We start from the raw sequence: 14607 nt of genomic DNA, 5'->3' as shown, positions 1-14607 counted from the left end.
TTATGGCGTGGCGCCGTTTCTGTGTGTCGGCGCAAAACCGTTATTCGAACACGGAGGGCAGCCACAGGGCGATGCCAGGGAATGCGGCCAGCAGGGCGATCAGCACCATCATCATGATGACAAAGGGGAAGCTCCCAATCATGACGTCGTTCATGCTGCCGGCTTTTCGTAAGCTTTGTACGACAAACAGGTTCAGGCCGACGGGTGGGGTGATCAGTGCGGCTTCAACCAGGACGATGATGACAATACCCAGCCAGATAGGGTCATAGCCCAGCGCAATCATGATCGGCGCGACGATTGGGATGGTGGTGATCATCATGGACAAGGTTTCCATGAAGCAGCCCAGGACCAGGTAGAACAGAACCAGTACAAGCAGCATCCAACCCGGGGACACGCCCAGACCAGTGATGGTGTTGGTGATCGCGGTCGTCAGCCCGGTGGCAGACATGATGAAGTTCAAAAATGCCGCACCAATCACGATCAGCATGATCATGGCGGTGGCTTTCATCGTGCCTTCGAGGGCGTCGCGCAGCATGGGGAAGGTCAGCCTTTTTACAGACGCGGCCAGTATCAGGGCCCCCACCACGCCTAATGCAGCGGCCTCTGTAGGCGTTGCAAGGCCGGCGTAAATGGAACCCACCACCAGCAGAAAGATCCCCATAGGCGGTATCAAGTGAACCAGGCTGGCGATCCGCTCGCCCCAGGTGGCTCTTATTTTTTCACCGCCCCATTTGGGCTTGATCGTGCAGGCAATGCCAATGCACACCATGAACAGCGCTGCCAGGCCAAGGCCAGGAATGATGCCGGCCAGATACAGTTTGGGTACAGAGGTATTGGTCAGGACGCCATAAATCACCAGATTGATCGACGGCGGAATCAAAATGCCGAGGGTCCCACCAGCGGCCAGGCTGCCCAGGAAAAGCGATTCGTTGTAGCCCTTTTTGTGAATCTGAGGAATGGCGACGGTGCCGACCGTGGCCGCGGTGGCCACGCTCGAGCCAGATGTGGCGGCAAACAAGGCGCTGGCCCCAATGTTGGCATGCATAAGCCCGCCAGGCAGCCACGATAGCCATAGGCTCATTGCGCCGTACATTTTCTCTGCCAGCCCGGAGCGCAACAAGATTTCGCCCAACATGATGAATAGGGGAATGGCGACCAGCAGAAATTCGTTGCTTGTGCTCCAGGATACTTCGCCGATTGCCCGAGTCAGGGGCAGCATGGAATATAAAGGGTCCAGAATAAGGCCAAGCAAGCCCAGAGCGGCGCCCACGGGGATACTCAAGCCCAGGAAGACAAGTAAAAGCACCATGGTAGTAGTAATCATTGTGCTTCTCCTCGAACCATGCGTTCGCCAGTTACTGCTTCTTCTTCAGCCTCTTCACGCGTGCTGCGGATACCGCAGATCCTGTGCACGGTATCCAGGTCGCCGGTTACCAAGGCCAGGGATGACCGCAGCAGCATCAGGGCCAATACCACGCATAGCCAGACCAGGCCCGCGACCCACAGATACTGAGGAATCCACAAAGGTGTAGCCAGAATGGTATTGGCGGTTGAGTTGTTAGCCCATGATTGGCCCGCAACGTCGCCCGCATAGCGGGTCAGAAACACAATGAATACGCCCAGGCATACCAGCGCTATCCAGTCCACCATGGCGCTGATGCGCACCGGCAGCAATTGATACAAGGCGTCGATACGGATGTTCGCGCGCTGCAGGGTGGCAAAGGAAAGCGCCCATGAAATACTGATGGCGAAGGCGTAGCCGGAAAGTTCGTCCGAGCCCCCAAGACTGAAACTCAAGAACTTGCGCGCGATGACGTCCGCGGAAATATAAATGGCACTCGCTAGAGTCAGGCCGCCAGCGACCCACATCGCAAAGCGCGAAAGACTTGTGGCTACTTTTAGCAACTGGTTGACGAAAGCATAACGATCTGATGATTTCATGTTGGTCACCGCTTAATTGGCCGGCGGCCGTCTGGAGCACCAGAGAGCCGCCCGGGAAAAACTCCCTGTTAACTACTTGGAGGCTGTGATGCCGAGTTGTTTGCCTATCGTTGCATTGAAATCCTTGACGCATTCGGCTGAGCATCGCGCAGCCCATTTTGGGACAATGGTGTCGGTCAGAATCTTCTTGAGCATTTCGCGGTCGGCAGCCGTGGGTTCGACCAGCTTCATCTTCCCTTTGATGGGCAAGGTGCAGGCGGCTGCGCCTGTGTTGCAGTCATAGCCTTGCTGGGTTTCCTTTGCCGCGGCGTCCCAAATCTGGTCGGTCATGACGTCAATGTTCTTCTGCAGGAAAGCCTGTACCTTCGGGTCCAGTTTGTTCCAACCTGCCAGGTTGGCCGCATGGATTTGCTGGTTCCAGTTGATAGGCAGGGCGTACAGGTGGGTGCTGACTTCGTACCACTTGGCCGAATAGCCAGACATGGAGCCGGTAATGGCGCAATCCACAACGCCATTTTGCAAAGCAGGAACCACGTCGCCAAAGGGAATGGTTACGCTGTTGCCGCCCAGGGCCTGCACAAATTCACCCGTGGTGCGGCTGCTGGTGCGCACCTTTTTGCCTTTAATATCAGACAGGCTTGATACTGGCGCGTTGCAAAACAGCACTTGCGCCGGATAGGTGGAAAGTCCCAGCACTTTGATCCCGTTTTTCTCGTAGAACTTTTGGTAGACAGGTTCAAAGGCATCAGTGACTTGGCGGGCTATTTCCGGGGTGGGGGCCAGACCGGCCAAATCGATGGCTTCGTTAATCGGGTTGTCGCTGGCAAAGTAGGCCAGGGTGGCCGTGCCCACTGGTATCACGCCCTGGCTGATCAGTCGGAGGATTTCCGGCCCCTTCAGACCCATTTCATTAAAGCCTTTGATCGTCGCCGTGACTTGCCCATTGGAGAGTGCGGGGATTGTTTTGGTCCAGAAGGGTTGCTCAAAATTCTGGTAAGCGGTCAGATTGCTTAAACCGCCCACCACTTGAAGCTGGGTTTTGGGCAGGTCGGCCACTTTTTCCTGGGCAAAGGTGTTCACCCCGAGCAGCAAGCTGCTGGCGGCCAAGGTCGAGAGTGCTAAACGCTTCATAGAAGATTCTCCTAGGTGGTTTCCGGCGATATGTTTGATTTGCTTGGCGCGCCGGGGTCGCGTACCGCTATGGGTTCATCCGATAAAAAAGACAGGTTTGCTGGACGTTAAAAAGAGGCTAACTGCGAGTTATGCAAGTCTGTAATCAGCATATGACCAGGGGCATGGGTGATGCTGAATTCTGGTTTCACCGTCTGGATAATCGACTGCGGGGTTACGCCGCAGGCCCAGAACACCGGGATTTCACCATCGCCGATAGCGACCGCATCTCCGTAGTCGGGCTGGTCGATGTCGTGGATGCCTATGCGGGCCGGGTCGCCTAAATGGACGGGCGCGCCATGCACTGAAGGAAAGCGTGAGGTGATCTGGATAGCCCTGATCGCGTCGCGGGCCTGCATCGGACGCATCGATACCACTAGCGGGCCTTGCAGCGAGGGGGTCGGGCTGGTAGGAATGTTCGTGCGGTACATGGGCACATTGGTGCCCTGGCTGATGTGCCGCACGTCTATGCCGTCGGCCAGCAAGGCCTCTTCGAATGAAAACGAGCAGCCGATCGCGAAGGTAACCAAGTCATCGCGCCAGACATCCCGCAGGTTGCGGGGTTCAGCGCTTAGTTCGCCATGACGCCAGACCCGATACTTCGGCACGTCGCTACGTATATCGAGGTCTTGACCCAGAGCCGGTACGATATAGTCGCCTGGCTCGGTGACGGCCAACAAGGGGCAGGGCTTAGGATTACGCTGGCAAAACAACAAAAATTCGGCGGCAAGCGTTTGCGGGAGGATCATCAGATTGGCTTGTACAAACCCCGGCGCCAGCCCGGCTGTGGGGCCATTATGCGTCTCGTCCCGGATCGCCTGGCGGCAAAGGACTGCGCTGGTATTGCGTGTGCGAGTGGTGTCTTTTGTATGATACATAGAAGCGCCTTAAGTCGTTATCGACGTTAATTCCGACTCCCCACGACTGCACGCTATCTGGCCAGCCGATCCAACTGCTGCTTCAATGCGGCGTTGTAAGAACCTATACATCCAGAACGCAGACCACTGCACGGCAATTCCCGAGACAGCTTGGCGACAGTGCGCACCGTGTAATTATCGGGCGATTCCATCCAGCATGCAAAGAAGCTGATATTGGGGTAAACGACAGGCCGCTGCGCGCCATCTGGGTGCAGCGGCCTGTAGGTCGTTGGGCTGCGCTTATTCAGCGCACTGCCTTGGACCTATACGACGGAATTCGGCTTAAGCCGCTTACTTACATCAGCAAATATGGGCCCGCTTCCCTGTGCCAGCATATTGGCCGGCGCCGTTCAGCCCGATCCGCCGCGTGATCTTAACGTTCTGTCGCCGGTCGGCGGAGCGGAAACGTAGCGTTGTCGGCCAAAGGGCTGCGTGTTGATCCTCTAGTTAGCCAAGAACGCAGACGTTATTCCACTGCTGAAAGTGCGGCACCCATACGGCTTAGCCCATAGCCCTGACTCGACGCAACGTAACACCCGGACATAAGCTTCGCTCCAGCTTTGGGTCATACTTTGACACGTTAAACAAGCTTGCTTGCTTTGGGTAACTATCCAGCAACATATCACAGCTGCCGGTGTTCATTTGTAGACATCCAGAGACATATAAATTCTCAAGGAGAGGGGTAATGGTCACATTGGTTAAGCACGATCTGGAGTTCATCCTTAAGCAAATCAAAATCGCTGAAGCGCACGCCAATGGCGGCGATCTGGCGAAGCTCGTTGCCGAAGCGGGGACCGCCGCTGGCGCGCAAGGAACGGGCCCACTGCAAGCCCATTTACTGCCCTACGGGCTACGCACGGTAGACGGCAGTTACAATAATTTGATCGAGGGTCGCGAAACTTGGGGCGCTTCTAACCAGCCCTTCCTTCCGCTTACGACGCCGGTCTTTCGCAACGAAGGGGATGACACCTTCAACCCAATAACCAACAATAACGACTACGGCACGCCCGGAGACGTCGTCGACGCCGACCCGCGCCTGATATCAAACCTGATCGTTGATCAAACGAGCAATAATCCAGCTGCGGTCGCCGTCGCTCAACAATGGCGCGACGCTGGCTATGAGGTCGCTGAAACGCCAGTGTTGAACAATGGCGTTCCGGTGCTGCATGCCAATGGCGATCCGGTGGTCACTTATCAGTTCATCAACGTGGCGTCCGACCTTGGCTCCTCGGCGCCGTTTAACGGCCTGTTCACATTGTTCGGTCAGTTCTTTGACCACGGACTCGATCTGATTCCCAAAACCGGCGGCACCTTATATATGCCGCTGCGCTCGGACGACCCGTTGTACGTGCCGGGCAGCCAGACCAACTTTATGGTACTAAGCAGGGCGACCCCCGATACGACGAACTTGACCACGCCGTGGGTAGATCAAAACCAGACCTACACGTCGAATCCGTCACATCAAGTGTTTCTTCGCGAATACGTGATGCACGAGGGAAAGCCGGTGGCGACGGGCCACTTGCTCGAGGGCGTGCGCGGCTTGGCGACATGGGCTGATATCAAGACGCAGGCGCGCGAGATGCTGGGCATCGAGCTTACCGATGCCGACGTGGGGATGGTTCCGCTGGTTCGTGTCGATCCTTACGGAAATTTCATTCCCGATCCGGTCACTGGTTTCGCACAACTCGTGGTGGGGTTGGGGCAGGACAATATCCCCAACACTGCCGACGACGTCGTGATTTCCGGCACCCCCGGTAATCCCGCTAGCACCGCAATGGCCGTGCGTACCGCGAATGCCTTTCTGGACGACATAGCGCACGCAGCGGCGCCTGTGAGCCTTAATGGGGTGCTCCAGGCCGACGATGATACGGCGCCCGGCTACAGTGGTGGCTTCAACAATAGGGGCCAGCAAACATCGTACGATAACGAACTGCTGGACGCCCACTACATCACTGGCGACGGACGCGGGAATGAAAACATCGGACTGAGCACGATTCACCACGTTTTCCATGCCGAACACAACCGTCTGGTCGAGCATACGAAAGACGTCATTCTGCAATCCAACGACCTGAAATTCCTGAATGAGTGGTTGCTGGTCAAGGTCACTGCGGTGCCGACCGCACAGGCCGATGTGGACGCTTTAGTCTGGAACGGCGAGCATTTGTTCCAGGCGAGCCGGTTCACCACTGAAATGGAGTACCAGCATCTGGTGTTCGAGGAATTTGCGCGCAAGATGCAGCCGGATATCGATGCGTTTGTATTCGAGCCGTCGGCCGATATCAATCCAGCGATTTTTGCGGAATTTGCGCATGCGGTGTATCGCTTCGGCCATTCCATGCTGAACGAAAATATTGATCGCATCACCGCCGGCGGCGAGTTCAAAAACATTAAGCTGTTCGACGCTTTTCTTAATCCGCTTGAATTGGCCCAGTTTGATGAAAACAACAACCTCATCAGCCACAGCACGGCCATGGGCGCAATTGTTCGCGGCATGTCGCGGCAAGCTGGCAACGAAATCGATGAATTTGTCACCAATGCTTTGCGCAACCAGTTGCTTGGCATACCTCTGGACCTTCCTGCCATCAATATTGCACGCGGCCGCGACACGGGGCTACCCTCGCTTAACGAGGCGCGCGCCCAGTTTTATCAAATCGCGGGGCAAGACACCCAGTTGAAGCCTTATACCAGCTGGGCCGATTTCGCTTTGAATTTGAAGAACCCTGCGTCGATCGTAAATTTCATTGCGGCCTATGGCGAGCACTCCAGCATAATCAACGCGTTGACGATTAACGAAAAGCGCGAAGCGGCACTTGACCTGGTGCTCGGTGGCGACGACGCCCCCTTTGACCGTTTGGACTTTCTGTACTCCACTGGCGCCTGGAGCAATGTGGAAACCGGTCTGAATCTGGTTGATCTTTGGGTGGGCGGTCTGGCCGAGAAGCACATGGATTTCGGGGGCATGCTTGGATCCACCTTCAGTTTCGTGTTCGAAATGCAGCTGGAAAATCTGCAGGACGCGGATCGTTTCTACTATTTGTCGCGCGTCCAGGGCTTGAACCTGCTTAACGAACTCGAGAACAATTCGTTTGGCAAAATGATGATGCGCGCTACGGACCTTGGCGACATCGACGCCACAGCACTGCCGGGCGATATTTTCTCCACACCCGCTCATACACTCGAGATGGATCAGTCGCGTCAAATAGGCGACGATCCTGAGTTTGACGACCCCTTCTTGAATGCGATCAGCCCCATGGTGGTGCGTCGCGATCTGGATGGCGACGGCGATATGGACGTGCTTATTTACCACGGCAGTGATCACGTCGTCCTTGGCGGCACCGAGGAAGACGACATCCTGATAGCCGGTGCCGGCGACGATACCGTCTGGGGGCGCGGTGGCAACGACACAATCGAAGCCGGCTATGGCGTGGATCATATCTTCGGCGGTGACGGCGACGACATCATCACCAACAGTGGCACCGACATCGGCGAGTCCGATTTCTTGCGCGGCGACGCAGGCAATGATGCCATACACGGCGGCAGCGGCATGGCCCTGATATTCGGCAATGAAGGGCAAGACTTCCTTGTGGCCGGTCCCGATGGCAAAACGGTACGGGGCGGCCGCGACAATGACTTCATCCTCGGCGGCGACGGCGGCGACTTCTTGATGGGTAACGAAGGCGATGACTGGATCGAAGGTGGCGGCCGATTCGACACCCTGGCCGGCGACAATTCCGAGCTGTTCTTCAATTCGTCAATCATTGGTCACGACGTGCTGAATGGCAATGGCAATGACACCGACTACGATGGCGAGTCAGGTGATGACATCATGTTCCAAAATGAAGGCATCCAGCGCAGCAATGGCATGGCCGGGTTCGACTGGGCGATTCACAAGGGCGATAGCAAGGCCGCGAATTCAGACCTGGGCATACCGTTATTTGCGACCCAAGAAGCCTTCATCTTGCGGGATCGTTTCGACCTGGTGGAAGGCCTTTCAGGCTGGAAACACAACGACACGCTGACGGGCCGCATGTTTGCCACAAATGCTCGTGCCGAACTGGATAATACCGCCGCCATTCCAGCGGCAGACAGTATCCTGGAGTCCTATTCAAACGCGCTTCTTGAAAAGAACATTTCGCTGATTTCGGGTCTGGCCGAACTCGTCGCGCATAAGGCACGCAGCACCGTGACGGTTGCAGGCATCACCGAAACGATCGCGATGGACACGGCGGACGCTTCCGATATTTTGCTGGGTGGGGGCGGAAGCGACGTTATCAAAGGTCTGGCTGGCGACGACATTATTGACGGCGACAGTTGGCTTAACGTGCGCATCGGCATCAAAGACGCCTCTGGCCGCGAAATCGGTTCGGCCGACAGCATGAACGGAAAGGTATACGATGCGACGGGCGCCACAATTTTTGGCGGCCGCACCCTGGACGCCTTGGTGTTCGATCGCAGCATCAATCCCGGCAATCTATATATAGTGCGCGAGATTCTCGATGGGAATGTCGCAGGAGATGTCGACACTGCCGTCTATACCGATGTGGTGCAAAACTACACCTTCACTCGCAATAGCGATGGCAGCGCTACTGTCGCCCACACGGGCTTTGTCAAACCTCAGAATCCTGACGAAGGCAATGAGCCCGATGCTGTCGTTACCGGCCCCACTTTCGACGGAACCGACCGGCTGTTCAATATCGAGAAGTTGCGCTTTTCCGATGGCGCAGGCGGCACCGTGGACTACGACTTGGAAGCCCTGCTCAATACTCCGGCAACAGGGGCGCCCGTCATCAGCGACCTGACCCCATTAGAGGGGCAGACGTTAACCGCTGACACCTCGAGTATTGCGGATCCGGACGGCTTGGGCGCATTTAGTTATCAGTGGCAGCTGTCCCGCGACAACGGCACGACCTGGACCAATATCGCTGGCGCCACAGGCAGGACATTTATACCAAGGGATACCGTGGGGGGGACTGCGGGCCAGGTTGGCGGCACCCTGCGCGTATCGGTTACATTCACCGACGGCAAAGGCGATGTCGAGACGCTGATTTCGTCCCCCACGGGCATAGTCGGCGATTTGTTTAACGGAGGTTCGGGTAGCGAAACCTATAGCGGCACCGACGGCGATGACGTCCTAAATGGAAACTCCGGCAACGATACCTTGAACGGTCGCGGGGGCAACGATTTACTCGACGGCGGGCTTGGCAACGATACACTCGACGGCGGGGCCGGCAATGACACATTGATCGGGGGCAGCGGCACCGATACCGCTGTTTATAGCGGCCGCGCCCAGAACTTCACGCTAGACCGCTCAGGTACCACCATCAGGGTTACCGACAATACCGGCGCCGAAGGAAGCGACTTGCTGAGCACAATCGAAACCATTCGGTTTGCCGGAACGAATTACAGCGTCGTCGACGGCACCGATGCAAACAACACAAACCTGAACGGCGGCAGTATGGGCGCGAGTGGATCGCAAATCGTCTTTGGTATGGGTGGAAATGATACGATAAATGGGGGTACCGGCGACGACATTATTTACGGTGGCACCGGCAATGACACGATCACGCAAACCGGCAGCTCGGGCGGTCGCGATTTCGTCGACGGCGGAACCGGTGTTGACACTTACCGGCTCAATGGCTCCACCGGCACGGAGACGTTCACGATATACAGTCGCGCCGCGGCAGTGACAACATTTGCTGGCCTGCTCCTTAATGCCAACACCGAGGTCGTGGTCGCACGAAATGGCACCGTGATCGCCGAACTGGACAACATCGAAGAGATCTTTGTCAATAGTTTGCACGTCACCACTCCTGGAGGCATGGGGGGTGGAACGAGCAACGGCGACGTAATTCAGGTGGTGGGAGATTTCACCGGTACAAGCCTGAGTTTCAATACCTTCGCCATTAATGGCGGCGCGGCCGAAAACACGATCGTCGGCGCTCTGCGAGGGGAGGATGCCATCATCCTGCCCGAAGGGACGGGTCAACAGGTCAGCGCATTTGGCAGCGCCGATGAAGTGACGACAGTCAGTATTGGCAACAAAGCGGTGATGATCAATGGTGGCGCGGGCAAGGACAAACTGAATGGCAGCTCAGGCGATGACATTCTGAACGGTCGCGGTGGCGACGATGTTCTTGACGGAGGATCGGGCGATGACTTGTTGTTCGGCGGTTCGGGCGACGACGTATTGCTAGGCGGATCCGGCAATGATGTACTTGATGGAGGATCAGGCAACGACTTGCTGGATGGAGGGACGGGGGCCGACATCCTGATCGGCGGCTCGGGCGACGATATCTTCGTTTTCGGCGACAAAGACGTGATCACCGATTTTGCTTTAGGCGAAGATAAAATCGACCTGCGCGATCTTGGAGTCACTGTCGCTAATTTCAGTTCCTTGGTGCGCATGACTACAGCTGGCGACGACATGTTTTTGACCATCAACGGCAAAAACATGCTGCTCGCCAATATGGACTCCGACTCTATGGAAATCGATTCCTTCATACTGGTTGGCGAGGGAGCAACGGAAGTAGCACCTGCGGGAGCAAATCCTTCTTATATGAATGAGTATTTTCTAGCTTAAGGCATTAAACCGGGGCCGGAGCGATCCGGCCCCACTGCTGCGGATTGTCGCGCGGCAGTCCAGCACTGCAAGACGACTGTGCATCGTGGTACTTCTTCCCCTCCCCACCCCCCCCAATCTGACCTCTCAATCGAGCTGGCGATGTCATACGGACGCAACATTGGCCACCTACTATGAAATCGTTTTCATAGCAGGCTAATTGAGCGGGCGAACTACGTGAAGGACAAACAGCAATCCGGCCGGACCTCCATATTGGATATTGCGGAACGCGCAGGAGTGTCCCCGGCCACGGTGTCGCGGGTATTCAATTCGCCGCATATTGTCAGCGACGCAACCCGCAACCTGGTGATGGGCGTTGCGAAACAATCGCAATATCGACCCAACGCGAGCGCTCGAACACTACGCACCCGCCGCAGCCGGGCCATTGGCGTCGTATTGCCTACCCTCACTAACCCCGTGTTTGCCGAATGTTTGCAAGGTATTGCCTGGGCCGCCGCCATGGCGAATTACGCCATCATGCTGCAGACCACCGGCTATCAATTAGACCAGGAAGAAGGCGCCGTCGCCAACCTGCAAGCCAGTGGCGTGGACGGCATGGTGCTGGTGGTATCCGACGCGGCCAAGTCCAAGGCCATCCAGCAGATTCAGGCGGCAGGCACGCCTTACGTGCTCGTCTACAACCGACATTCTAAACATCCCTGCATATCGGTTGCGGGCGACGATGCGATGCTGGAGCTGACACACGCCTTGGTCCGCCTGGGTCACCGGCGGATCACCATGGTGTGCGGGCGCCTGGCAGCGTCGGACCGTGCCCAGCAGCGCTACGACGGTTTTGTCTCCGCCATGGAGCAGGCAAACCTGACGCCTTCAGCGCTGATCGAAGTGCCCTTTATTGAAACGGCAATCGACGAAATTTCCGCCGTCCTGCAAGCTGGGAATCGCCCCACGGCACTTGTCTGCTCTAACGACCTGATTGCGATTCGCGCGATTCGTGCCGCCAAATTGTGCGGCTTGAGGGTGCCGGACGACATTAGTATTTCAGGTTTTGACGGCATACAGCTAGGTGCCGATATGACGCCCGCACTAAGCACTGTGGCGCAGCCCAATGCAGAGATGGGACAGCGCAGTGTGGCCTTGCTGGTGCAGGGACTGGAGCAAGAAAACCCGCCCGCTGCGGCAAGCAGCATAACCCTGCCCTACACCCTTCATTGGGGCGAATCCTGTGGACCTGCCCCTATCGACGTGTGTCCATCTTCCTGAGCGCATGCTTCCTATCGGGCGCGCGTTCTTGTTTTCCCTTGTTCGTTTCTAGTTTCTCGGAGATTTCAATGTCTTTCATAAAACGATTTGCCCAAGCCGGCTTTCTGGTGCTTGGCCTGACCGCAGGTAGCGCCATGGCGCAAACGGCCATCTGCTATAACTGTCCTACCGAATGGGCAGACTGGGGCACGCAGTTACGCGCGATTAAGGACAAGACGGGAGTTGCAATACCTCCCGACAATAAGAACTCCGGCCAATCACTGGCTCAGTTGGTGGCAGAAAAGGCCAATCCTGTCGCCGATATGGTGTATATGGGGATCTCGTTTGCCGCTCAGGCCGACAAGGAGGGCGTAGTCGCCTCCTACAAGCCAGCGGGATGGGAAGATATTCCCGCCGATCTTAAAGATCCTGACGGGAAATGGTTTTCCATCCATTCCGGCACGATGGGATTCATGGTGAATGTGGACGCGCTTGACGGCAAACCCATTCCAAAATCATGGGCGGATCTGGTCAAGCCAGAATACAAAGGCCTGGTCGGTTTCCTTGATCCGTCGTCGGCATTCGTAGGCTATGTGGGTGCCGTTGCGGCCAATGAAGCGTTGGGCGGTTCGTTAGACAACTTCGATCCGGTCATCAACTACTTCAAGACCATGCAGGCCAATGAGCCTATCGTGCCCAAGCAAACTTCCTATGCACGCTTGCTGTCGGGTGAAATTGCGATTCTTCTTGATTACGACTTCAACGCCTACCGTGCAAAATACAAGGACAAGGCGAACGTTGAATTCGTCATTCCTGCCGAAGGCACCGTTGCGGTTCCCTACGTCATGAGCCTCGTGGCCAACGCACCCCATGCCGATGACGCGAAAAAGGCGCTGAATTTCGTGCTTTCCGATGAAGGTCAGGCAATCTGGGCTCGCGCCTTCCTGCGCCCCGTCCGTGCCGATGCCATGCCGAAAGATGTCGAGGCGCTATTCTTGCCCGCGACCGAATATGCACGCGTCAAGGCAATTGATTACGCCCGCATGGCCCAGGTTCAGCGCGGCTTCTCGGATCGCTACTTGAAAGAAGTGCGGTAAATGACGGTACCCCGCGCCATGAAATCCACGATGTTTACCTTGGACGGACGGCGGGGGGTAATGTTGGCGTGTATGGCACCGGCAGCCGCTTTTTTCTTTGCCTTTTGGTTACTGCCCACTGCACGCCTGATTACCGTTCCCGCAGAGAAAGGCTGGTCGGCCTATTTTGAAATACTGACGGATTCCCGTTATCTTGAAAGCATACTCAATACCGTATTGCTTTCTTTGGTGGTGACCATTGCCACCCTGGTGATCGGAGCGGCTACCGGCATTTACCTGGCGCGCCGATCCTTTCGCGGGCGCCAGACCTTGTTGGCGCTTCTGACACTGCCCCTGGCGTTTCCTGGCGTCATTGTTGGATTCTTCGTAATTTTGCTTGGGGGCCGTCAAGGGTTGGTGGCCGATTTTACACATTCGTTGGGACTGAGCCGCGTGACCTTCGCATATGGCTTAACGGGCTTGTTTCTGGCCTATTTGTATTTCTCCCTGCCACGTGCAGTCGCTTCCTACACAGCCGCTGCCGAGGCCATCGACGTGCAACTTGAAGAGGCGGCACGCATGCTGGGCGCGTCGCGCTGGCACATCACTCGCGATGTGTGGATTCCGCAGCTCGCACCGACCACGGTAGCCTGCGGGGCCATTGTATTCGCGACGGCCATGGGCGCCTTCGGAACGGCATTCACGCTTGCTAGCAAGGTGGAGGTATTACCGATCACTATTTATAACGAATTTACCAACTACGCCAACTTCGCAACCGCGGCAGCCTTGTCGATTGCCTTGGGCTTGATCACCGGGGCTGTGTTGTTTGCCGCGCGCCTACTCTGCGGCCTATCGCCGGCGCGTTAAGGGAAACCCATGAAGCTCTCTCGAACTGACCGCGCACCGATCTTATTTGCGATCACTGTCTTCGTCACCTTCTTCATGATCGGCCCGATGTTGATTTCGATCCTGGCGGGGCTGGTGCAAAACTACAGCGGGGGGATAGGCAGCGGCTTTACTTTGCGATGGCTCCAGGAAGTGTGGTCCATCTATGGCAGTACGGTGAATGCGTCCATTGGCCTGGCGTTGGCTTGTGTCTTCTGCACCGTGATCCTGGGCGTGCCGTGTGCTTATGCTTTGGCCCGTAGTCAATCCCGTGCCGCGCGCGCCTTTGAAGAACTTCTTACGCTGCCGGTGGCCGTGCCAGGACTGGCAACCGCGCTGGCCCTGATATTGACGTACGGCGGAACGACGACGTTTCGGCAAAGTTTTGCCTTCATCCTGGTGGGACACGTGGTGTTCACGTTGCCGTTCATGGTCAGGACCGTTACGTCGGCCTTTCAGCGCAATGAGCTGCTCGCGATCGAAGAAGCGGCGCGCACGCTAGGGGCAAGTTTTCCGCAACGTTTTCTCGGGGTCCTGGTGCCTGCGGTGCTGCCATCAATCGTGGCAGGCACGCTGATGGTGTTTACGCTGTCGATAGGGGAATTCAACCTGACCTGGATGTTGCACACCCCATTAACAAGAACTTTGCCGGTTGGATTGGCCGATAGCTACGCGTCGATGCGGATCGAGATTGGGTCGGCTTACACGCTGGTGTTCTTCATGGTTATTTTGCCTATTCTGTGGCTGCTGCAGGCAGTGTCGAATTTTGTGCAGAAACGATATGCGAGCTAAAGAACGT

At 56.6% G+C, this 14607-nt stretch carries 9 protein-coding genes; 5 read left to right on the top strand and 4 right to left on the bottom strand.

The window, feature by feature from the left end; translation table 11 throughout:
* Positions 1–40: 40 nt before the first annotated feature.
* The 4 genes from EKL30_RS14180 to EKL30_RS14165 all read right to left on the bottom strand — a co-directional run bounded on the left by EKL30_RS14180 (position 41) and on the right by EKL30_RS14165 (position 3989).
* The gene (locus EKL30_RS14180) at positions 41–1324 is read right to left on the bottom strand and encodes a TRAP transporter large permease (RefSeq protein ID WP_126707878.1); all 1284 of its coding nucleotides are present in this window, start codon (positions 1322–1324) and stop codon (positions 41–43) included.
* Positions 1321–1941, bottom strand: coding sequence for a TRAP transporter small permease subunit (locus EKL30_RS14175; RefSeq protein WP_126707877.1), 621 nt, complete (start codon positions 1939–1941; stop codon positions 1321–1323). Before EKL30_RS14175 ends, EKL30_RS14180 begins: the two co-directional genes overlap by 4 nt.
* A 72-nt stretch (positions 1942–2013) precedes the next feature.
* Positions 2014–3072 carry a TRAP transporter substrate-binding protein gene (locus EKL30_RS14170; protein WP_126707876.1) on the bottom strand — a complete coding sequence of 353 codons (1059 nt, stop codon included), beginning with the start codon at positions 3070–3072 and terminating at the stop codon, positions 2014–2016.
* A gap of 107 nt (positions 3073–3179) precedes the next feature.
* Positions 3180–3989, bottom strand: coding sequence for a putative hydro-lyase (locus tag EKL30_RS14165; RefSeq protein ID WP_126707875.1), 810 nt, complete (start codon positions 3987–3989; stop codon positions 3180–3182).
* A 724-nt stretch (positions 3990–4713) separates the two neighbouring features.
* Between EKL30_RS14165 and EKL30_RS19245 the strand changes: the two genes are divergently transcribed.
* From EKL30_RS19245 to EKL30_RS14140, 5 genes are all read left to right on the top strand, one after another.
* Positions 4714–10608, top strand: a complete 5895-nt coding sequence (locus tag EKL30_RS19245) for a peroxidase family protein (RefSeq protein ID WP_126707874.1) — start codon at positions 4714–4716, stop codon at positions 10606–10608.
* A 216-nt stretch (positions 10609–10824) separates the two neighbouring features.
* Positions 10825–11868, top strand: coding sequence for a LacI family DNA-binding transcriptional regulator (locus EKL30_RS14155; RefSeq protein WP_126707873.1), 1044 nt, complete (start codon positions 10825–10827; stop codon positions 11866–11868).
* Positions 11869–11936: 68 nt separating this feature from the next.
* Positions 11937–12944, top strand: a complete 1008-nt coding sequence (locus EKL30_RS14150; protein WP_126707872.1) for an ABC transporter substrate-binding protein — start codon at positions 11937–11939, stop codon at positions 12942–12944.
* Positions 12945–13790, top strand: a complete 846-nt coding sequence (locus tag EKL30_RS14145) for an ABC transporter permease (RefSeq protein WP_233583138.1) — start codon at positions 12945–12947, stop codon at positions 13788–13790. It begins immediately after the preceding gene.
* A 9-nt stretch (positions 13791–13799) separates the two neighbouring features.
* Positions 13800–14600 (top strand): ABC transporter permease, encoded by an 801-nt coding sequence (locus tag EKL30_RS14140; protein ID WP_126707871.1) that lies wholly within the window; start codon positions 13800–13802, stop codon positions 14598–14600.
* Positions 14601–14607 lie beyond the last annotated feature (7 nt).

Origin of the sequence: Candidimonas sp. SYP-B2681 (assembly GCF_003971065.1) — a bacterium.
In the GTDB taxonomy this organism is placed as follows: Bacteria; Pseudomonadota; Gammaproteobacteria; order Burkholderiales; family Burkholderiaceae_B; genus Pollutimonas.
The sequence above is the reverse complement of the archived record's forward strand: the minus strand, read 5'-3'. Positions and strand labels throughout refer to the sequence as shown.